The following is a 20,523-nucleotide window of genomic DNA, read 5'->3' as shown; positions in this document are numbered from 1 at the left end:
ACCCGGTCAAACCTGCGTTCGCAATACCCCCGCGGCTCAGAAGGGCAGGACGCGCAGCTCGCCCGCCGGGGTCAGGGCGGTGATCCGGCGCGGCGACTCGGGGTCGAGCCGCACCTCGACGGCCGCGTCACCGGAGTCGGTCCGTACGTTGTACCCCCGCCCGCCCTCGTCCGGCACCCTGACCTCGACGTTCCCCCTGGTCCTCGCCACGGCCCTGACGTCGCCGGGCGGGGCCGTGAACCCCAGGACGACGTCTCCCTCACCGGTCTCGGCGTCGGTCTCTGCGGACCTGAGGTTGTCACCGATCACGTTCCCCTGGCGTACCCGTGCCCGCAGCGCGCCCAGTGAGCCGGTCACGACCACGTCACCGGTGTCGGCCGACAGGCGCAGGTCGCCCAGGACGCCGTTCACCGACACGGTCCCGGAACGGCTCGACGCCTCGACGCCGGTGGTCGCGGGCAGGGTCAGGACGTAGTGCGTCCGGCAGACGGGGACGCCGGGGCAGCGGGCGTCGACGGTGAGCGTCCGGCCGTCCCACCGCTCGGTGACCACGGGCCGGTCGCGGAGCCACACGAGCTCCTGGTCGATGTCCAGCCGCTTCGCGGGGCCGGCGACGACCGAGAGGTCGACGTGACCCGTGGCCCGCACCACGATCTCCGGGGAGGTGAGCGGGTGGGACCTGGACGTGACCTGGACGATCCGGTCGGGCTCGTTGATCTCCGCCAGCGCCGCCAGCGTGGTGAAGGCCACGGCGAGCGCGGTGAGCGTCCCGCCCGTGACGAGCCAGGCGATCCGGGGCTTGTTTCGTGTGGGCATGTTCTCTCAGACCTTGAGGAAACGCAGGACGGCGAGTACCCGGCGGTGGTCCTTGTCGGCGCCGGACAGGTCGAGCTTGGCGAAGATGTTGTTGATGTGCTTGCCCACGGCGCTCTCGGACACCACCAGGGCCTCGGCGATCCCGGTGTTGGACCGGCCCTCCGCGATGAGCGACAGCACCTCGTACTCCCTGCGGGTCAGCCGGTCCAGCGGGTCGCTGCGCCCGCGCAGCAGCAGCTGGGCGACCACCTCGGGGTCCAGGGCGGTGCCGCCCGCGGCGATCCGGCGTACCGCGTCGAGGAACTCCTCGACGTCGGCCACCCGGTCCTTGAGCAGGTAGCCGATCCCCCCGGTCGCGGTGGACAGCAACCGGGTGGCGTAGCGCTCCTCGACGTACTGGGAGAGCACGAGGATCGCCAGCGCGGGCCGCTGGCTGCGCAGCACGAGCGCGGCGCGCAGCCCCTCGTCGGTGTGCGAGGGCGGCATCCGCACGTCGGTCACGACGAGGTCGGGCTCGTGCTCGTCCACGGCGCGGAGCAACCCGTCGGCGTCGGCCACGGAGGCCACCACCTCTATGCCCGCCGAGCCGAGCAGGCGGACCAGCCCCTCGCGCAGCAGTACGGAATCCTCGGCGAGCACTACGCGCACGGCAGCTCCACTCTGATCGTCGTCGGCCCGCCGGGCGGGCTGTCGACGTCCAGGATGCCGTCCACCGACGCCACCCGCCCCGCCAGGCCGCGCAGCCCGCTCCCCAGGTCAGGATCCGCCCCGCCGACGCCGTCGTCGTGCACGGACAGGTGAAGGCGGTCGCCGTCGCGGCCGACGACGACCTCGGCGCCGGACGCCCGCGCGTGCTTGGCGATGTTGGTCAGCGCCTCGGAGACGACGAAGAAGGCCACCGCCTCGACCGTGGGGGCGGCCCGGCCGGACAGGTCGGCCCGCAGCCGCACCGGGAAGGGGGCCCGCGCGGCGAGACCGGACAGCGCCGCGTCCAGGCCCTGCTCGTCCAGCACCGCCGGGTGCAGCCCGCGGACGACGTCGCGCAGCTCCCGCAGGGCGAGCTTGGCCTCCTCGTGCGCCTGCACGATCACCTCGCGCGCGGGCTCCGGCAGGTCGGTGAGGGTGGCGCGGGCCATCCCGAGGTTCATCGCCAGCGACACCAGCCGCTGCTGGGTGCCGTCGTGCAGGTCCCGCTCGATACGGCGGCGCTCGGCGTCGGCCGCGTCCACCATCCCGGCGCGGCTCTCCCGCAGCGTCTCCACCCGCAGCACGAGCTGGTCGCTGAGGCTGGGGCCGAGCAGGGCCTCGGCGGCGATCACGTCCAGCGTGGTGAACCCGCGGGCCACCCACGGCGCGGCGGCGAACAGCGTCCCGGAGACGAAGACGAACATCACGCTCTGCCAGGTCTCCTCCCGCACCCAGTGCTGCACGGCGAGCACGGCGGTGACCATGGCGCTCGACCACGCACCGACGACCGAGAGGGCGCCGAACCCGTTGATCAGCGCGGTCAGCAGGTGGTACCCGAACCGGCGCCAGGTGCTCCAGGTCCGCGTCTCCTGGAGCAGCCGCCGCAGCGGGTTCCTGCTCAGCGGGCGGCGCGGGACCGGCGCGATGTCGACGTCCAGGAAGGCGGCGAACCGGGAGCGCTGCACCAGGGTGAGCAACCGGACGACCACGAAGAACAGCAGCAACGCCGCCACCGGTACGACCACGGTCCACACCAGCAGCACCGCGGCCACCACCAGCGTCGCGAGCGCCACGACGCCCGCCACGGCCAGCGCCGCTCCCGAGACCAGGTGGGCGGTACGCAGCCAGGTCCGCGACGACCAGTGAGCGCTGATCCTCGTCCAGGGAGTGGGCATCTCGATGGCGGTCATGAGACCACGGTAGGGATTCCGGCGCCCCGGGCACATGGGCGAGGGTTCCGGGAAAAAGGTGAGGCAGGCACCACCGTTCCCGGGCATGCTCGGCATGCCCGGGAGAGCCGGCCTGATGTGGGCCGTTCCCGCGTGCCCGGCATGCCCGCACGGGTCGGCCTGATGCGGGCCGTTCCCGCGTGTCCAGGCATGCTTGGACGGGCCGGCGTGACGTGGGCCCGTCCCGCGTGCCCGGTATGCCCGGACGGGCCGGTCCGATGCGGGCCGGTCCCGCGCGTGCCCCGGGCGCCCGCGGCGGCGTTCCCGGCCCCGCCTACCCTTGGGGGATGGGTGCCGAGCGCGTGACGACCGTCCCCATCCGGGAGCGCCGATGAAGCGGCCCCCTCCCGGCCGGGGAGTCCTGCCCGGCCTGCCGGGCTCCACCGCCCCCGCAGGAGACCCCACCGAAGACCCCGCCGGAAACCCTGCCGGAGACCTCGCCGGGAACCCCTCTGGAGGCTTCCCCGAAGACTCCTGCGACGCCTCCTTCGACGGCTTCCCCGGCCTGTCCGGGCTCTTCGCCGACGACCCGATGTCCGCCCCGCTGACCTACCCCGGACGCCTTCCCCCGGCGGCCGGGCTGCTGGTGGACGACCGTTTCCTGCCGATGACGGAGCCGCCCGGTGCCCTCGCCGACCGGCGGGTCCGGTCCGGTGACCGGACCGCGAGGCTCGCCGACCACCTGGCCGCCCTCGGCGCGGCACCGCCGGAGGCGCGCCACCCGGTGATCGCGGTGGGTTCCAATGCCGCCCCCGGCCAGTTGCGCCGCAAGTTCACCGCCGCCGGGATCCGCCCCGTCGTCCCACTGACCCCGGCCGCCGTGCACGGCGTCGCCCCCGGGGTCTCGGCGCACATCAGCCGGTACGCCTACCTGCCCGCCACGCCCATCGGGGCACGGGGGGCCTCGCTGCTGTTCGTGGTCTGGGTGGACGACCCCCAGCTCGCGGTGCTGGACGCGACCGAGCCGAACTACCACCGGGTGCCGCTGCCCGCGGGCTCCCCGGTCACCCTGCCCTCGGGGGAGACGCTCCCGCCGTGCCACGTCTACGTGAGCAGGCACGGATGCCTGGTGGACGAGGAGGGCGGCCCGCTGCCGCTGGCCCCCCAGCGCGAACTGATCGGGCACCTGCTGGGACGGTCGGCGGCGCTGCGGCGGCTGTGCGGGCGTACCCCGGAGGAGTTCGTGCTCAGCGCGCGGGACGACGGCACCCGGGAGGCGGCCCGCGCGCTGTTCGTGAGCGACGGTCTCGCCGACCCCGCCCCGCCCGGACTCCACCACCCCTGACCCCGAAGGGTAGGAACCGATCGCCGACCGTACGACCCCGTGAAGGTAACCCCAATAGGGGTAGCGATGGGTTATAAATAGGGAAACCACGTCCGGGCCTTCCGCGGGCACGGTGACCACGGAACCCCGGGAACCGTGGCCCCCGCCCCGCGCTCGCCCCCGGACCGGACGTGACATCGGCCGTCGAAAGGTTCCGTCCGTGAAGCGTGTGCTGCTGCTGGCGACCGGTGACACCATCGCCCACTCCTACGCCCCCGACCGGCCGGGGGTGGCGTCCGGGGCGGAACTGCTGGGTGCCGTCCCGCCCGGCGCGATCACGGCGGACGTGGTGGCCGAGGACGTGATGGCGGAGCCCGGCTGGGACATGTCGCCCTCGACCATGCTGGAGCTGGCCCGCAGGGCGCGCTCGGCCCTGCTGGAACGCGGGTTCGACGGTGTGGTGATCACTCACGGCGCCGACACGCTGGAGGAGACCGCCTACCTCACCGACCTGCTGGCGGGCCGGGCGGCGGAGCGCGGCACGATCGTGCTGACCTGCGCCGTCCGCTCCAGGGACGAACCGTCCGCGGACGGGCCGCGCAACCTCGTCTCCTCCGTCGTCGCCGCCACGGACGAGGCGCTGCGCGGTGCCGGGGCGGTCGTGTGCGTCAACGACGAGATCCACGCCGCCCGCTGGGTGAGCATGACCGACGCCACGAGCGTCGCGGGGTTCTCCTCGGCGCCCTTCCCGCCGCTGGGCCGCGTGTCGGGCGGGCGGGTGGAGATGCAGTCCCCGCCCCCGCCCCGGCCACCGGCGTTCGGAGGGGATCCGGCCTCGGACGTCGCCCTGATCAAGACCTACCCGGGGATCGAGCCCGGCTTGCTCACCGCGGCCGTGGACGCCGGGGCCCAGGGCGTCGTGCTGGAGGGGACCGGGACGGGCAACGTGCCGGTCGGTCTCCTCTCGGCGATCGCCGAGCTGACGGAGTGGGGGATCCCGGTGGTCGTCGCGTCGCGCTGCCGTACCGGCCGGGGTGCGCTGGGCGAGGCCGGTCCCGTGCAGGGGCTCGCCGCCAAGGTGGGGGCGATCGGCGCCCGCGGGCTGGCGCCCGAGAAGGCGCGATGTGCGCTGATGGTCGCCCTCGGGGCCGGAGGTGTCGACGCGGTACGCGAGTGGTTCGACCGGCTTTGACACCGGTGGCCGGATTATGGATAGGTAAAAAATACGGGGACCGCGAGTATCTCCCATCTGACTGGGCACGTCGGGAGAGTCCGTGATCCGGCGGAGGGCTGGGGAGGCCTCCGCCGGGTCACCTCATTTCCGGACGTTTCGGTCCAGACGCACTGCTCAGGCGGGGATCGAGACGCCGACGCCGCCACGGGTGCGGGCGCCGTAGCGCTCCTTCTCCCGGGCGATGTCCAGGGGCCTGATGGCGGTGCGTCCGTTCAGCGCCTCCTCGGTCAGCAGGTCGGCGGGGACCAGCCAGGAGACCTCGAACTCCAGCCCGTCGGGGTCCTTGGCGTACAGCGCCTTGGTGGTGGAGTGGTCGGAGGCCCCGACGAGGGCGTCGAGCTCGCCGAGCCTGAGGGCGATCCGCTCCAGCTCCTCCAGGGTGTCCACCTCCCAGGCGAGGTGGTAGAGGCCGACGGTCGAGCGCCCCGCGCCCGAGGGACCGGCCTGCGCGCCCACCTCGAACAGGCCGAGGTCGTGGTCGTTGGTGGATCCCGACGCCTGCAGGAACGCGGCCCGTGGCGTGCCCATGACCACCGTGAAGCCGAGGGCGTCCCGGTAGAAGGCGACGCTCCGCTCCACGTCGCGGACGAACAGGACGGCGTGGTTGAGCCGCTGGACCGGCATGGTTCCTCCTGAAACTTGAACTCTCAAGTATCGTACCTCACTTTGTTGAGAGTTCAAGTAAGCTGTGGGCGTGACGCGATGGCTGGACGATGACGAGCAACGTGCCTGGCGTACGTTCCTGACCGCCTCGCAGCTCGTCCAGGAGGAGCTGGACCGGCAGCTGCAACGCGACTCCGGCATGCCGCACGCCTACTACGCGGTGCTGGTGAAGCTCTCGGAGGCGCCCGGCCGCACGCTACGGATGAGCGAGCTGGCCACGGAGGTCAACGCCTCCCAGAGCCGCCTGTCACACGCGGTGAAACGGCTGGAGGAACGCGGCTGGGTCCGCCGCGAACCCTGCGCGGCCGACAGGCGCGTCAGCTGGGCCGTCCTCACGGACGAGGGGTTCGCGGCCCTCGCCGCCGCCGCCCCCGGCCACGTCGAGGCGGTACGGCAGACCTTCCTCGACCGCCTCGACCCCGAGCAGCTCCGCCACCTGACCACCCTCTGCGCCGCCCTCCTCCCCGACGCCCCCGACGCCCCCGACACCGCCAGTGCCGACGACACCGCCGACGCCGCCCCCGTCCACCCCTGACATCTCCCTCACCACGACACCCTCCCTTCCCGGGCGTCCTCCCCTTAGCCTGGTGGGGTGATGATCCGTGATGGCGGGCCCCGCGACGTCGAAGCCGTGCTCACGATGTTCGACAGCGCGGTGGCGTTCCTGGTGAGCCGGGGCCGCACCGGGCAGTGGGGCAGCCTGCCCTTCAGCGGCGACCCCCAGCGGGTCGAGGAGGTCCGGCAGTGGGCGGCGGGCGACGGGATGCGCATCGCCGAGCTCGACGACCGGCCCGCGGGCTGCATCGTGGTCGGACCGCCGAACCCTTACGTCGCGCCGGTGCCCGAGCCCGAGCTGTACGTGCGGGCACTGGTGATCGACCAGCGCTTCTCCGGCCGCGGGGTGGGACGGGCCCTGCTCGACTGGTCGGCAGAGGAGGCCGTCCGGCGCGGGGTGGGACTGCTGCGCGTCGACTGCTACGCCGGTGACGACGGCCGCCTGGTCACCTACTACGAGCGGTGCGGCTTCACCCGGTCGATGCCGTTCTTCGTGGGCGCCTGGCCCGGCATGATCCTGCAACGCCGCCTGACCCCCTAGCCCCGCCACCCCGCCCCAGATCCCTCACGCCCCACCCCTCACCCGGGGGACTCCCGTGAGGCCGCGCCGGCGACTGGACCGAGGAGCGAGGGATCGTGAGGAACGAACGATCCCTCGCGACGAGGGAAGGAGCCGGATCCAAGCGGCCTCACCGCGACGCGAAGCGTCGCCATAGATAGGGATCGGCGATCACCCGGTGAATCACCCGTCCCGCCGCCCCCAGTGTCGCCGCGTCGCCGCCCAGGCGTGAGACGGTCAGCTCGGGGACGGTGTGCCGCATCGTGGACAGCCGGGCGGTCATCGTCCGGCGCGCCGGTTCCGCGATCCACTCGAACAGCGGGGCGAAGACCCCGCCCAGCACGATGGTCCCGGGGTCCATCAGGTGCACCGCGGAGGTCAGGGCGACGCCGAGCGCCTGGCCGGCGCGCTCGCAGGCCTCCAGCGGGCGCGGCTCGCCCGCGCGCAGGCGCTCCAGCAGTTCCGGCACCCCGCCAGGCACCCCGCCGGGTGCCCCGGCGAGCCCGGCGGCCCGCAGCAGCGCGTCCTGTCCGGCGTACTGCTCCAGGCAGCCCCGGCCGCCGCAGCGGCAGGCGGGTCCGTCGGGGGTGACGACCACGTGTCCCAGTTCCCCGGCCAGGCCGCGGGCGCCGCGGAACAGGGCCCCGCCGACGACCAGGCCCGCGCCGATGCCGATCTCCCCGGACACGTGCAGGAAGTCCTCGGGGGCCGAGCCGAACCAGAGCTCGCCCAGGGCGGCGAGGTTGGCCTCGTTGTCCACCTCGGCGGGGAGGTCCAGCAGGTCGGGGACGCGGACGTCGTGCCAGCCGAGGTTGGGGGCGGCGTGGATCAGGCCGCCGTCCACGGGGCCGGGCACGGCGATGGTCGTACCGGCGATGAAGAGCCCCTGCGCCTGAGCTTCGTCCACAGCTTTCTGGGCAAGTTCCTGCAGGTGAGACATGGTTTCCACAGGGGAGGCGGTGCGGTTGTCCACAGCCTGTGCACATCTCGTCCGCACCCTGAGCGTCAGGTCGACGACGCAGGCCGACAGGTAGTCGACGTTGATCTCCAGGCCGAGCGCGGCGACCCGCTCGCCGCTGAGCTCGACGGCGGTGCCGGGCCGTCCCCGCTCGCCGTCCCTGACCGCGCCGGACTCGGTGACCATGCCCGAATCGATCAGGTCGCCGACCATCTTCGAGACCGTCGTCTTGGTCAGCCCGGTGATCTCGGCGAGCGCCGCACGGCTGATGGGGCCGCTTTTCCGGACCTCGCCGAGGACCACGCCGAGGTTGCGGGCGCGCATCGAGTCGTGGCGCAGGGCCTGTGTCATGGAACAACCACCTCTTGACGATGCCACCACCTCGATACATATTAAGTCCATAACGTGGATTAATTCGGAGGAAACACATGAGCGCCTATACCCCCACGCCCGAGGACCGCTTCACCTTCGGACTGTGGACCGTCGGCTGGCAGGCCCGCGACCAGTTCGGTGACGCCTCCCGGGCGGCGCTGGACCCGGTGGAGAGCGTCCACCGCCTCGCCGAGCTCGGCGCCTACGGCGTCACCTTCCACGACGACGACCTGCTCGCCGTCGAGTCCGACCGGGACAAGGCGATCGCCGCCTTCAAGAAGGCGCTGGCCGAGACCGGGATGAAGGTCCCGATGGCCACCACGAACCTGTTCACCCACCCGGTCTTCAAGGACGGCGGGTTCACCAGCAACGACCGCGAGGTCCGCCGCTACGCGCTGCGCAAGGTCATCCGCAACATCGACCTCGCCGCCGAGCTCGGCGCGACCACCTACGTCTGCTGGGGCGGGCGCGAGGGCTCGGAGTCCGGGGCCGCCAAGGACGTCCGCGCCGCGCTCAGCCGCTACAAGGAGGGCATGGACGCGCTCACCTCGTACGTGATCGAGAAGGGTTACGACATCCGGTTCGCGCTGGAGCCCAAGCCGAACGAGCCCCGGGGCGACATCCTGCTCCCGACCGTCGGCCACGCCCTGGCGTTCATCAACGAGCTGGAGCACCCCGAGCGCGTCGGCCTCAACCCCGAGGTGGGCCACGAGGAGATGGCCGGGCTCAACTTCGCGCACGGCATCGCCCAGGCCCTGTGGCACGGCAAGCTCTTCCACATCGACCTCAACGGCCAGCACGGTCCCAAGTTCGACCAGGACCTGATCTTCGGCCACGGTGACATCAAGAACTCCTTCTTCCTGGTGGACCTGCTGGAGAACGGCGGCTACGACGGCCCCCGGCACTTCGACTACAAGCCGCTGCGCACCGAGGACGCCGAGGACGTCTGGGTCTCGGCCGCGGCCAACATGCGCACGTACCTGATCCTCAAGGAGAAGGTGAAGGCGTTCCGGGCGGACCCCGAGGTCGCCGAGGCGCTCGCCGCGAGCAAGGTCGCCGAGCTGTCCGAGCCCACGCTCGCCCCCGGTGAGACGCTCGCGGACCTGGAGCGCGACGACTTCGACCTGGAGGCGGTGGCCGCGCGCGGCTTCCACTTCAGCCGCCTGAACCAGCTGGCCATCGAGCACCTCCTCGGGGTCCGCGGATGACGCTGGTGGCCGGGGTCGACTCCTCGACCCAGAGCTGCAAGGTGGTGATCAGGGACGCCCGTACCGGCGCCCTGGTCCGGCAGGGACGCGCGACCCATCCCGACGGCACCGAGGTGGACCCGGCCGCCTGGTGGGAGGCGCTGCGGGAGGCGCTGGAGCGGGCCGGCGGGCTGGACGGCGTCGAGGCGATGAGCATCGGCGCCCAGCAGCACGGCATGGTCTGCCTGGACGCCGACGGCCAGGTGGTCAGGAAGGCGCTGCTGTGGAACGACACCCGTTCCGCCGGGGCCGCCGCCGACCTGATCGGCGAGCTGGGCGGTCCGCAGCGGTGGGCCGAGGCGGTGGGCAGCGTGCCGGTCGCCTCGTTCACCGTGACCAAGCTCCGCTGGCTGGCCGAGCACGAGCCGGACTCGGCCCGGCGCACCGAGCGCGTCTGCCTGCCGCACGACTGGCTCACCTGGCGGCTGGGCGGCGAGTTCGTCACCGACAGGGGAGACGCCTCGGGCACGGGCTACTGGTCGCCCGCGACCGGTGACTACCGGACGGACCTGCTCCGGACGGCCTTCGGCGCGACCCCCGGGCTCCCGGCCGTGCTGGGCCCCCGCGAGTCCGCGGGACAGGTGCGGCCCGCCTCGGGGATACCGGCCGCCGGAACGGTGCGGCTCGCCCCGGGGACGGGCGACAACATGGCCGCGGCGCTCGGGGTCGGCGCGCTCCCCGGCGACGTGGTGGTCTCGATCGGCACCTCCGGGACGGCCTTCGCGGTCGCCGAGAGCCCGAGCGCGGACCCGAGCGGTTCGGTGGCCGGGTTCGCGGACGCCACCGGCCGGTTCCTGCCGCTGGTGGCCACGCTCAACGCGGCCAGGGTCCTCGACGCCACCGCGCGGATGCTCGGGGTCGGCCTGGACGTCCTGGACCGGCTGGCCCTGTCGGCGCCGGCTGGCGCGGGCGGTCTGGTGTACGTGCCGTACCTGGAGGGTGAGCGCACGCCGAACCTGCCCACCGCCACCGGCTCGCTGCACGGCCTGACGCTCGCCACCTCCACCCCGGAACACCTCGCCAGGGCGGCGGTCGAGGGCATGCTCTGCCACCTCGCCGACGCCTTCGACGCCCTCGGGCTGGACCCGGCGAGGGTGCTGCTCATCGGGGGCGGCGCCCGGTCGGAGGCGGTACGGCGGATCGCCCCGGCCGTCTTCGGGCGTCCGGTGGTCGTTCCCGAACCCGGGGAGTACGTGGCCGACGGCGCGGCACGGCAGGCCGCCTGGCTGCTCGGCGGGGACGAGCCCCCGGCGTGGGAGGCGGGTGGGGCCGAGCACTACGAGGCCGATCCCGCCCCGCAGGTACGGGCCCGCTACGCCGAGGCCCGCTCCCTGCGCTGAACGGACCGCGCTCCCGTCCCCGACTCACCCGAACCCCGACCCACCCCGAAAACCCCGAACCCCGAACCCCGAACCCCGACCCACCCTCAAAATCCCGACCCACCCTCAAAACCCCGACCCACCTGAAGCCCGTCCACCCCGAACCCCCGCCCGCTCCGGACCCTCCGCACCCGCCGGACCCCGGAGCGGGCACCCCTCACCGGCGACCGGAACAAAGCCCCGAACGGGACGATCGGCCACGATGAAGGCCTCGGTGGCCGGAACCTCCCTCACCCGGAGGCACCACATCGAACCGACCGGTCCCGGGCCGTCTCAGGGGTGGCTCAGGGTCGCGTCAGGGACGCCGCCGGATGTCTGAAACCCCCTCCGGGGGACAGTCTTGACCCATGCTCGCGTCGAAGAGGCTCTACCCCCTGATCGCATGCGCCGGACTCGTGATGGCCGCCGCGGCCGCCGTCGTGGCGCAGATCTCCCCGGTCCCGTACGCCGGACCGCTGGACCTGACGGTCAGCCGGTACGTCGCGCTGGACAGTGGCGGGGCGACCGGGTTCGCGCTGGTGTCGCTCGGGATCGCCGCCCTCGCCGTGGTGGCCGGTCTGCGGGCGGCGAAGGCGCGGGTGGGCCTGCTCGCCGAGCGGCTGACGCTGGTCTGGGGCGCGGGGCTGGTCGTCGTCGCGGCGCTGCCCGCCGTCCTGCCCGCGTCCGCCATGGAGGGCATCGCCGACGCGCATCACCTCGTGGCGGTCGCCGCGTTCGTCGCGATGCCCGCGGCGGGCGGCCTGATGGCGGCGCGGTTCAACGCCGACGAGCGGTGGCGGCCGGTGGCCAGGGTGGTGGAGTGGCTGGCCCTGGCCGGTGGATTCGGCCTGCTGGCGCTCACCTACGTGGCGCTTCCCGGCCACGGGGTGCTCATCGGCCTCGTCGAGTGGAGCCTCGTCGCGACCGGGGCCGCGCTGACCGGCGTACAGGCCGTCACGCTGGCCCGGCTGAGCCTGGTGCGGAACACCGCTCCGGCGTCGCACGCCGTCCTGAGCTAACTTTTCCCCCTCCCGTACCTATTTCATGACATGTCACAAATGGGCTACAAATAGGAGAAGCCGCCAGTGCTATTCTCGTCGGCGATCTAGAGACCGACCGGGGGCCACCCCGGCGATCCGAGAGCGAGCCGCTGAGGTGACATGGCATCGAGCACATCCATCCGGTTCAAGATCTCGGTGTTGCTGGTCATCCCGCTGACCTCGCTGGTGGCGATCTGGAGCTTCGCGACGATCACCACGGTCGGCGACTCGGTGAGCCTGCTCTCGGTCGGCACCCTGTACGAGTCCGTCGGCAAGCCCGCCGGTGAGCTGGGCACCGCGGTCCAACGTGAGCACATCCTGTCGGCCGAGTTCCTGGCCACCCGCTCCGACGCCGACCACGCCACCATGGTGGGACAGCGCGCCGTCACCGACCAGGCGCGGGACCGCTTCCGGCGCGAGACCGCCGGGGAGGCGGCACGCTCGAAGATGTCCGAGGAGATGCGGACGCGCCACGCCGAGCTGATGAGGCAGGTGGAGGCACTCGACGCGGTCCGCGCCAGGATCGACGACGGGCGGATCGGCCCGGTGGGGCTCTCCGAGGAGTTCGCCCGCCTGCCGGACGCGCTGCGCAGGCTCTTCAACACCCTGAGCCTCAACAACGACCTCCCGCTCTACCGCCAGTCCCGCGGCGTCACGATGATGACCCAGGCCATGGACCTGCTCAGCCGCGAGCGGGCGCTGGCGGCCGGTGCGATGGCCCTCAAGGGGCCGATGACGGAGACCGAGGCCCGGCTGTTCAACCGGCTCGCCGCCAACCGGGTCTTCCTGATGGAACAGGCGATGCCGGAGCTCGACCCCGCGCTGCGCGCTCCCTTCTCGGACATGGTCGCCTCCTCGACGTACGCCCGCTTCACCGCCCTGGAGAACCGGCTGCTGTCCGGGGCCCGCGTGCCGTCCGCCGACTGGCGCCGCGCCGGAGACGCGCTGGACGCCGCCTACCAGCGGTCCCTGGCGGCCGTGGCCCCCGAGCTCGTCGAGCGGGCCGCGCCCGCGGCCGCGGGCGTCTTCGTCCGCGCCGGCGTGGTGGGGCTGATCGGCCTCGTCGCGGTCGTCGCGTCGCTCCTGGTCTCCTACCGGATCGGCAGCGGCGTCACCCGGGAGCTGGCCGCCGTGCGCCGGGCCGCCGCGGAACTGGCCGGGACCCGGCTCCCCCGGGTGATGAGCGGGCTGCGCCGTGGCGAGAAGGTGGACGTGGCCGCCGAGGCGCCGCCGCTGAGACGGGTGGGCAGCACCTCCGAGATCCACGACGTCGCCGCCGCGTTCGACAGCGTCCAGCGCAGCGCGGTCGAGGCCGCGGTGGAACAGGCCAGGCTGCGCGAGGGCGTCTCCCAGGCGTTCCGCAACCTGGCCCGGCGGAGCCAGTCGCTGCTGCAGCGCCAGCTCAAGCTGCTCGACGGCATGCAGCAGCGCGCCGAGGACCCCGAGGCGCTGGAGAACCTCTTCCGGCTCGACCACCTCACCACCCGGATGCGCCGCCACGCCGAGGGCCTGGTGATCCTGTCCGGAGGGGCTGCGGGCCGCAGGTGGCGCTCCTCGGTGCCGATGGAGGACGTGCTGCGCGGGTCGGCCGCCCAGGTCGAGGACTACACCCGGGTACGGATCTACCCCATGGGCGGCACCACCCTGGTCGGCAACGCCGTCGCCGACATGATGCACCTGTTCGCCGAGATCCTGGAGAACGCCACGGTCTTCTCCCCGCCGGAGAGCCAGGTCTCGGTCCGCGGCGAGCCCGTGGGCCAGGGCTTCGCCGTCGAGATCGAGGACAGGGGACTCGGACTGACCGCGGGCGAACGCGACGCGATCAACGAGCGCCTGGCCAGCCCGCCGGAGTTCGACCCGGCCCAGACCGACCGGCTGGGTTTCGCCGTGGTCGGGCTGCTGGCCGCCAGGTACGGCATCGAGGTGAGGCTGCGCGCCTCGCCGTACGGCGGGACCGGGGCGGTCGTCCTGCTCCCTGCCGAGCTGCTCGGCGACCCCGAGCCCGTCGATCCGCCGCTGGAGCCGCCGCTGCTCACCGTCCTGCCCACCCGCACCGGCCCGGCGAAGCCCACGAGCTCCGCCGGCCTCGCCCGGGGAACGGAACCGGCGGAGCTTACGGAACTCGCCAGACGACCCGTCCGAGCAGCGGACCCCACGGACCTGCCGGACGCCCCGGAGCGCTCGAAGCTCGCGGAACCCGCGGAGCTCGCGGAACCAGCCGAGCTCGCGGAGCTCGCGCGGACCGGCGAACCGGACCGGACGGACGCGCCCGCGGACGCCGGGGAACCCTCGGTGCCGATCCCCGCGGACCTGTGGAAGCCGGTGCGGCGCGCCGACGGGGACCTGCCCCGCAGGGTGCGGCGGGCGAACCTGCCGCCCCGGCCCGACCCCGTCCCCGGCCCGTCCGGGTCGGGGGCCGAGGAGCGGCGCTCCCCGGAGGAGGCCCGGGCGCTGATGAGCGCCCTGCAGTCCGGCTGGCGGCGTGGCCGGGCCGAGGACGAGGACGAAGGTGGCACGCGGTGAACCGGGACCACGCGGGTGACCGCGAGGACGGACCGGCGGGACCGGGGTCATCGGGCCGGCGGGGGCCGGCGGTCAACGAGATCATCACAGGGGAAGGGGTTCGATCACGTGCCGGGTGAGCTGTATTGGCTTCTGGACGACTTCGTCACGAGCGTGGCGGACGTCTCGCACGCGCTGATCCTGTCCAACGACGGGCTGATGATGGCCTCGTCCCGAGGGCTGTCCAAGGAGGACGCCGACCACCTGTCGGCGGTGGCCTCCGGGTTCCAGAGCCTCGCCAAGGGCACCAGCCTGCAGTTCGGCGGCGGGACGGTACGGCAGACGATGGTGGAGATGGACTCCGCCTTCCTCTTCGTCACCCCGGCCGGGCAGGGGAGCTGCCTGTCGGTCATGACCACCGGCGCCGCCGACGTGGGCCTGATCGCGTACGAGATGGCCCGCCTGGTCACCCGTGTCGGCCAGCACCTGGCCACCGGACCGCGGGTGGCCGGGCAGTGACCGACGACGTGGAGTGGATCGACGAGGAGGCCGGTCCCGTCGTCCGCCCCTACGCGATGACCGGGGGACGCACCAGGGCGTCCTCCTCCTCGCTCGACCTGCTCTCGATGGCGGTGGCGACCGGGGCGCCGATCCCGGCCGCGGCGAACCTGGGACTGCAGCACCGCAGGCTGCTCGGCCTGGTCAGGCGGGCCCGGCCGATCGTGGAGATCGCCTCGGACGCGGGACTGCCGATCGGCGTGGTCAAGGTCCTGCTGGGCGACCTGCTCGACCAGGGACTCATCCTGGTACGGTCGCCGATCCCGGCCGCCTCGGTGCCCGCGGACAGCCTGCTGAAGGAGCTGATCAGCGGCCTGCGGGCGCTGTGACCCGGCGGGCCCCCGGTGACGACCGCCGGCTGCGGGCCCGCCTCGGCTCCGGCCCGCCTCAGCTCTGGCTGGCCGTCAGCACCTTCAGCGAGTGCTCCACCAGCGTCACCAGGACCGTCTTCGCCGAGACCCGGCGACGGACGTCGCACAGCAGCACCGGCACGTCCGCGTCGAGGTCCAGGGCGACCCGGACGTCCTCGGCCTCGTGCCGGTCGGCGCCGTCGAAGCAGTTGACGGCCACGATGAACGGCGTGCCACGCTGCTCGAAGTAGTCGATGGACGGGAAGCAGTCGGTCAGCCGCCGGGTGTCCGCCAGCACCACGGCGCCCAGCGCGCCGTAGGAGAGCTCGTCCCACATGAACCAGAACCGCTCCTGGCCGGGCGTGCCGAACAGGTAGACGACCAACCCCTCCCTGATCGTGATGCGGCCGAAGTCCATCGCGACCGTGGTGGTGGTCTTGCCCTCGACACCGTCGACGTCGTCGATGCCGATTCCGCGGTCGGAGAGCACCTCCTCGGTGCGCAGCGGGCGGATCTCACTGATGGCGCCCACGAGCGTGGTCTTGCCCACCCCGAAGCCGCCCGCGATGAGAATCTTGAGGGCGACGGGTTCGTCAGAGGGCCCGAAGTCCATTGATCACTTCCTTGAGAATGCGCTCGCTCGCGGAGGCGCGCCCGATCGAGATGAGCTTGTGGTCCTTCAGGTCGCCGAGGAGGACCTTGACCACGCCGAGCGGCAGGTTCAGGTCGGAGGCGACGTCGGCGACCGAGGTGGGGGTGGTGACCATGGCGAGAATGCGTTCCTGTTCCGGCCCGGGGACGAATCCCCCGGACGGATGGGTGCGGGTCGAGCTGACCATCGCGACCAGGTCCAGCGTGTCGCCGGAGGAGCGGGTGCGACCCCCGATGAGCGCGTACGGCCGGACGACGGGTCCGGCCTCCTCGTCCATCCAGTGCGTCATCCGGGCCTCCGGCGTCGGGAGGAGGGGCCCAGTGGTCCGCGGGAGGCGCGCCCGCAGGGTCTGCCGCTCACGACAGACCCTGGCGGGGATTGGCGGAGATGTGCTGGCCGACCCGCTTGACCAGCATCGCCATCTCGTAGGCGACATGACCGACGTCGGCGTCGGAGCTGCTCAGCACGGCCAGGCAGGTGCCCTTACCGGCGGCGGTGACGAACAGGAACGCCGACTCCATCTCCACGATGGTCTGGCGCACCTCGCCGCCGCCGAAGTGGCGTCCCGCACCGCGCGCCAGGCTCTGGAACCCTGCGGCGACCGCGGACAGATGCTCGGCGTCCTCGCGGCTGAGCCCCTTCGAGAAGCCGACGGCCAGGCCGTCGGTGGAGAGGATCACCGCCTGGCGCACCGCGCCCACCCTGCCGATCAGGTCGTCGAGGAGCCAGTTCAACTCGCCGGTGTTGGTCAATTTTCCCCCTTGTCGCCTGTCGTGTGATCTGGCGATTCATTGTTCCGCTCCTCGCGACCGCGCCGGGCGCCCGCCTGGAAGGCGGAGAAGATCGCGCGGATCTCCTCGGGCGAACGTTCCTCGCCCGGTTCCACCATCGGCTCCGGTTCGGCGGGCGCCTCGCCCTCCTGGCGGAGCTGGGGGGCCAGGTTCGCCTGGCGTACCCGGCGGGGCAGGCCGCCCGGTCCGGAGGGGGGCCGCACGGACGACGGGTTCGCCGCCGGGCAGCCCTTCGCACCGGTGGTGTGCGGCCGGGCCTCGGCCGACGTCCCCGGGGGAGCCTGCGCCGTTCCCGGAGACGTCCCCGAGGACGTCTCCGGGGGCGCGGCCCCGGCGAGGAGCGCGTCGGCGGCGGAGGGCGCCCGATGGGAGGGAGCGTGTGAGGGGGCGTGCGAGGGAGCGGCCGGGGACGGCGCCCGACGGGTGGGAGCGGCGGGAGCGGAGGGCGTCCAGACCGCCTCGCGTCCGGCGTCCGGGCCGGGCCGTTCCTGAAGGTCCGGGGACGGGGGACGGTGCGGCAGGTCGCTGACGACGCTCAGGGAGGGGGCCGCCATCGGCTGGGCGGCCGGTGCGGTCCGCGTCCTGCGCGGAAGACCGGTGCCGTCCGGCTGCCCGTTGCCGTTGGGCCGGCCGTTGCCGTGGCCGTTCGGCAGGCCGTTGCCGTTGCCGTGGCCGTTGCCGTTGGGCAGACCGCCCGGCAGGGCCGGGAGCGCCTCCCGCGAGGCGGGCTCGAACGATCCCCCCGGACGCCCGGTCACGTGCTCGGCGGTGTAGGAGGTCCGCTGCGCGGTGAGGGTGAGCGGCGTGTCCTGCTGGGCCATCACGGCCCGCGGGATGAGCACGATCGCCGTGGTGCCGCCGAACGGCGAGCCGCGCAGGATGACCTGGATGCCGTGCCGGGAGGCGAGCTGGCCCACCACGAACAGGCCCAGCCGGTCGCTGTCGGCCAGGTCGAACTCCGGCGGGTCGGCCAGCCGCTGGTTGATCGCCTCGTACTCGGCGGAGGTGAGGCCCAGGCCGCGGTCCTCCACCTCGACGGCGAACCCGTTGGCCACCACGTCGCCGCGGACGGTCACCGTGGTCTGCGGCGGCGAGTAGATCGTGGCGTTCTCGATCAGCTCGGCCACCAGGTGGGTGATGTCGGCGACCGCGGTGCCGTCGAGCGAGACGTCGGCCACCGGCAGCACGTTGACCCGGGTGTAGTCCTCGACCTCGGCGATCGCGGCCCGCAGCACGTCGATCACCGGCACCGGCCTGCGCCACGACCGGCCGGGCGCCGCGCCGGACAGGATGATCAGGCTTTCGGCGTGCCGCCGCATGCGGGTGGTCAGGTGGTCCAGGCGGAACAGGTCGTGCAGGCTGTCGGGGTCGGTCGCCCGGCGCTGCATGCTGTCGAGCAGGGTGAGCTGGCGGTGGAGCAGGCTCTGCTTGCGCCGGGCCAGGTTCACGAAGACCTGGCTGACGCCGCGTCGCAGGTTGGCCTGGCCGACGGCGGCCTCGACGGCGGTGTGCTGCACCGAGCCGAAGGCGTGGGCCACGTCGCGCACCTCGGTCGAGCCGCCCGCCTGGATCGGCGGCGCCTCGGCCCGCACGTCGACCTCCTCGCCGCGGCGCAGGCGCTCCACGACCCGGGGCAGCCGCACGTCCGCCAGGTCTAGGGCGGCCGAGCGGAGCCCGGCCAGCTCGGAGGCCAGGCGGCGGCCGAACCGGACCGAGATGATGATCGACGCGACCACCGCGATCAGGCCGACGCCACCGGCGATCACGATCCGGATCAGGATGTCGGTGGCCACCCCCTGCGCGCGTTCCGCCAGCAGCTTGGCGGAGGCGAGGTTGACCCGGTCGAGCCAGGCCGAGACCTCGTTCGTGCTCGCCTTCCAGCTGGCGGCCTCCGGGGCCAGCCGGTCGCCGGTCGCCCCGGCGATGGCCCTCTCCAGGTCGATGAACCTGTTGAAGGTCGAGGAGCGGAACGTGTCGCGGTAGGCCTTGCCCAGCTCGGGGTCGAGCGAGGCGACCCCGCGGTTGTGCAGGAAGCGCCGGGTGTTGACGTACTCGCCGAAGGCCTTGCGCTCCTCCTGCGTCATCCGGTAGTCGATCAGTGCCCCGCTGACCAGGGCGTTCTCCCGGGCGATCATCTCGCGGGCGTTGCCCATCCCGTGCATGGCCGACGCCTGCTGGAAGATCGACAGGTCGGGCACCGCGGTCATCTGGTGGTAGACCAGGAAGACCGAGTCGAGGATCTGGTTGTAGTTCGACAGCACGTTCAGTCGCGAGTGCTGTCCGCTGTCGACGCCGGAGCGGATGCTCGGCAGCCTGTCGAGCTGGCGGAGCAGCTCGTTCAGCGAGTTGCGCAGTTCCGGGCTGTCGGAATCGTCGGTGACGGCGGCCTTCCTGAACGCCTCCACCGAGCTGTCGGTGCGGGCGCGCTGCTCGCCCATCCCGCTGGTGAGGACCCGGGAGCTGATCGCCACCGACGACTGCGTCCGCTCGGCCTGCAGCTGGAGGCCCAGGTCGGTCGAGGTGAGGCCCACCGACTGGTAGAGGCTGTTGGCCCTCAGCAGGGAGATGCCGTCACCGATGGTCAGGTTGAGGGCGAATCCCCACAGCGCGCTCAGTGAGAGCAGCGGCAGGAGCAGCAGCAAGAAAATCTTGAACCGAATCGAGCGGTTTCTTGAGCCCATGTCCACTCGTCCCAACCTCTGAGCGTGTGGAGGCTCGTGCCGCTTTAGGGATGGATACGCCTCCGGAAGATCGCACAGGAGACTAGCACCGAATAAGGTTTCTGCGCAGGGGAGGATCTGATGATTAGTGTGATTACAGGGGCTAGTGCCGGAATCGGTGAGGCGGCCGCGGTCGAGCTCGCCAGGCGGGGGCAGCGGGTCGTTCTGGTCGGCCGTAATCCCGGCAAGACGGCTCGGGTGGCGGAGAGGGTGCGGGCGGCCGGCGGGGTGACCCCGGACACCTTCACCTGTGATCACACCCGCCTGGACGACGTGCGCGAGCTGGCCGCGAAGCTGCGCTCCCGCTACGAGCGGATCGACGTCCTGGTCAACAACGCGGGCGTGATGACCACCGAGCGCACCCGCACCGCGGACGGTCACGAGACGATGATGCAGGTCAACCACCTGGCCCCGTTCCTGCTGACGAACCTGCTGCTCGACCGCATCGGGAGCCGGGTGATCACCACCACCTCCCGGGCCGCCAAGACCGGGCGGCTGGACCCCTCCGACCTGAACCGCGACCGGCGCCGCTGGAGCGGCTGGCTCCAGTACGGCGACTCCAAGCAGGCCGGTGCCCTCTTCACGGTCGAGCTGGCCCGGCGCCTGGAGGGGACCGGGGTCACCGCGACCTGCTTCCACCCCGGTGTGATCAAGACGGAGTTCGCCCCGGCGACGTTCATGATGTGGATGGTGAAGAACGTGCCCGGCATGGGGCAGAGCGTGGAGGAGGGGGCGAGCACCATGGTGCATCTCGCCACCCACCCGGACGGTGCCGACCACCCGGGACGGTACTTCGCCAGGAGCGCCCCGGCCGCCGTCCCCGGCAGGATGCGCGACCCCGGGCTGGCCCGCGCCTTGTGGGAGGCCAGCGCCGCCGCCGTAGCCTGACCACCACCGGCCGCCTGACCGCCGCCGTTGCCTGACCACGACCGGCCACCTGACCAGGACCGGCCACCTGACCGCCACCG

General features: G+C 72.7%; 20 protein-coding genes. 11 read left to right on the top strand and 9 right to left on the bottom strand.

The genetic code is table 11. The features are described 5' to 3' along the window. Positions 1–36: 36 nt before the first annotated feature. Genes ABD832_RS09935 through ABD832_RS09925 form a run of 3 tightly spaced genes read right to left on the bottom strand, consistent with a single transcriptional unit; the run spans position 37 to position 2,693 of the window. Complete coding sequence (locus ABD832_RS09935; protein ID WP_344891611.1) at positions 37–816, bottom strand: DUF4097 family beta strand repeat-containing protein; 780 nt, start codon at positions 814–816, stop codon at positions 37–39. Between the two features lie 6 nt (positions 817–822). Beyond that, complete coding sequence (locus ABD832_RS09930) at positions 823–1,464, bottom strand: response regulator transcription factor (protein WP_344891608.1); 642 nt, start codon at positions 1,462–1,464, stop codon at positions 823–825. Then, positions 1,455–2,693, bottom strand: coding sequence for a sensor histidine kinase (locus ABD832_RS09925; RefSeq protein WP_344891604.1), 1,239 nt, complete (start codon positions 2,691–2,693; stop codon positions 1,455–1,457). Before ABD832_RS09925 ends, ABD832_RS09930 begins: the two co-directional genes overlap by 10 nt. Positions 2,694–3,063: 370 nt before the next feature. Here ABD832_RS09925 and ABD832_RS09920 point away from each other — a divergent pair, with 370 nt between their 5' ends. Beyond that, positions 3,064–4,017: a hypothetical protein gene (locus ABD832_RS09920; protein WP_344891601.1), complete on the top strand. Its 954-nt coding sequence runs from the start codon at positions 3,064–3,066 to the stop codon at positions 4,015–4,017. A gap of 199 nt (positions 4,018–4,216) precedes the next feature. Then, positions 4,217–5,188 carry an asparaginase gene (locus tag ABD832_RS09915; protein WP_344891598.1) on the top strand — a complete coding sequence of 324 codons (972 nt, stop codon included), beginning with the start codon at positions 4,217–4,219 and terminating at the stop codon, positions 5,186–5,188. A 156-nt stretch (positions 5,189–5,344) separates the two neighbouring features. On the opposite strand, the gene ABD832_RS09910 is transcribed toward ABD832_RS09915, so the two are convergent. After that, positions 5,345–5,854 carry a VOC family protein gene (locus tag ABD832_RS09910; protein WP_344891595.1) on the bottom strand — a complete coding sequence of 170 codons (510 nt, stop codon included), beginning with the start codon at positions 5,852–5,854 and terminating at the stop codon, positions 5,345–5,347. A 70-nt stretch (positions 5,855–5,924) separates the two neighbouring features. Here ABD832_RS09910 and ABD832_RS09905 point away from each other — a divergent pair, with 70 nt between their 5' ends. Both ABD832_RS09905 and ABD832_RS09900 read left to right on the top strand, forming a co-directional pair. Continuing rightward, a complete protein-coding gene (locus tag ABD832_RS09905; protein ID WP_344891592.1) occupies positions 5,925–6,428 on the top strand; it encodes a MarR family winged helix-turn-helix transcriptional regulator in 504 nt (167 codons plus the stop codon). Positions 6,429–6,488: 60 nt separating this feature from the next. After that, on the top strand, positions 6,489–6,989 hold the full coding sequence (locus ABD832_RS09900; protein WP_344893416.1) for a GNAT family N-acetyltransferase: 501 nt from the start codon (positions 6,489–6,491) through the stop codon (positions 6,987–6,989). A 148-nt stretch (positions 6,990–7,137) separates the two neighbouring features. On the opposite strand, the gene ABD832_RS09895 is transcribed toward ABD832_RS09900, so the two are convergent. Further along, entirely contained in the window at positions 7,138–8,316 is a 1,179-nt protein-coding gene (locus ABD832_RS09895) for an ROK family protein (RefSeq protein WP_344891589.1), read from the bottom strand. A gap of 77 nt (positions 8,317–8,393) precedes the next feature. On the opposite strand from ABD832_RS09895, the gene xylA reads away from it, so the two are divergent. The 6 genes from xylA to ABD832_RS09865 all read left to right on the top strand — a co-directional run bounded on the left by xylA (position 8,394) and on the right by ABD832_RS09865 (position 15,371). Continuing rightward, positions 8,394–9,545: a xylose isomerase gene (gene xylA / locus ABD832_RS09890; protein ID WP_344891586.1), complete on the top strand. Its 1,152-nt coding sequence runs from the start codon at positions 8,394–8,396 to the stop codon at positions 9,543–9,545. Beyond that, positions 9,542–10,924: a xylulokinase gene (xylB, locus tag ABD832_RS09885; RefSeq protein ID WP_344891583.1), complete on the top strand. Its 1,383-nt coding sequence runs from the start codon at positions 9,542–9,544 to the stop codon at positions 10,922–10,924. The genes xylA and xylB overlap by 4 nt, the downstream gene beginning before the upstream one ends. Before the next feature lie 386 nt (positions 10,925–11,310). After that, complete coding sequence (locus ABD832_RS09880) at positions 11,311–11,961, top strand: DUF998 domain-containing protein (protein ID WP_344891580.1); 651 nt, start codon at positions 11,311–11,313, stop codon at positions 11,959–11,961. A gap of 141 nt (positions 11,962–12,102) precedes the next feature. Further along, entirely contained in the window at positions 12,103–14,505 is a 2,403-nt protein-coding gene (locus ABD832_RS09875; RefSeq protein WP_344891577.1) for a sensor histidine kinase, read from the top strand. Between the two features lie 108 nt (positions 14,506–14,613). Then, entirely contained in the window at positions 14,614–15,003 is a 390-nt protein-coding gene (locus tag ABD832_RS09870; RefSeq protein ID WP_344891574.1) for a roadblock/LC7 domain-containing protein, read from the top strand. Beyond that, positions 15,000–15,371 carry a DUF742 domain-containing protein gene (locus ABD832_RS09865; protein WP_344891570.1) on the top strand — a complete coding sequence of 124 codons (372 nt, stop codon included), beginning with the start codon at positions 15,000–15,002 and terminating at the stop codon, positions 15,369–15,371. Before ABD832_RS09870 ends, ABD832_RS09865 begins: the two co-directional genes overlap by 4 nt. 58 nt (positions 15,372–15,429) lie before the next feature. On the opposite strand, the gene ABD832_RS09860 is transcribed toward ABD832_RS09865, so the two are convergent. The 4 genes from ABD832_RS09860 to ABD832_RS09845 form a co-directional block, all read right to left on the bottom strand. Then, positions 15,430–16,005 carry a GTP-binding protein gene (locus ABD832_RS09860; RefSeq protein WP_344891567.1) on the bottom strand — a complete coding sequence of 192 codons (576 nt, stop codon included), beginning with the start codon at positions 16,003–16,005 and terminating at the stop codon, positions 15,430–15,432. Beyond that, complete coding sequence (locus ABD832_RS09855) at positions 15,986–16,333, bottom strand: DUF742 domain-containing protein (protein WP_344891564.1); 348 nt, start codon at positions 16,331–16,333, stop codon at positions 15,986–15,988. The genes ABD832_RS09860 and ABD832_RS09855 overlap by 20 nt, the downstream gene beginning before the upstream one ends. A 67-nt stretch (positions 16,334–16,400) precedes the next feature. After that, positions 16,401–16,796 carry a roadblock/LC7 domain-containing protein gene (locus tag ABD832_RS09850; RefSeq protein WP_344891561.1) on the bottom strand — a complete coding sequence of 132 codons (396 nt, stop codon included), beginning with the start codon at positions 16,794–16,796 and terminating at the stop codon, positions 16,401–16,403. Continuing rightward, positions 16,793–19,477 (bottom strand): sensor histidine kinase, encoded by a 2,685-nt coding sequence (locus ABD832_RS09845; protein ID WP_344891558.1) that lies wholly within the window; start codon positions 19,475–19,477, stop codon positions 16,793–16,795. Before ABD832_RS09845 ends, ABD832_RS09850 begins: the two co-directional genes overlap by 4 nt. Positions 19,478–19,636: 159 nt before the next feature. Between ABD832_RS09845 and ABD832_RS09840 the strand changes: the two genes are divergently transcribed. After that, positions 19,637–20,443, top strand: a complete 807-nt coding sequence (locus tag ABD832_RS09840) for an SDR family NAD(P)-dependent oxidoreductase (protein WP_344891555.1) — start codon at positions 19,637–19,639, stop codon at positions 20,441–20,443. Positions 20,444–20,523: the final 80 nt, after the last annotated feature.

Source organism: Streptosporangium longisporum (assembly GCF_039534895.1).
GTDB lineage: Bacteria > Actinomycetota > Actinomycetes > Streptosporangiales > Streptosporangiaceae > Streptosporangium > Streptosporangium longisporum.
Note: the sequence above shows the minus strand (reverse complement) of the source record. Positions and strands in the feature narration are given on the sequence as shown.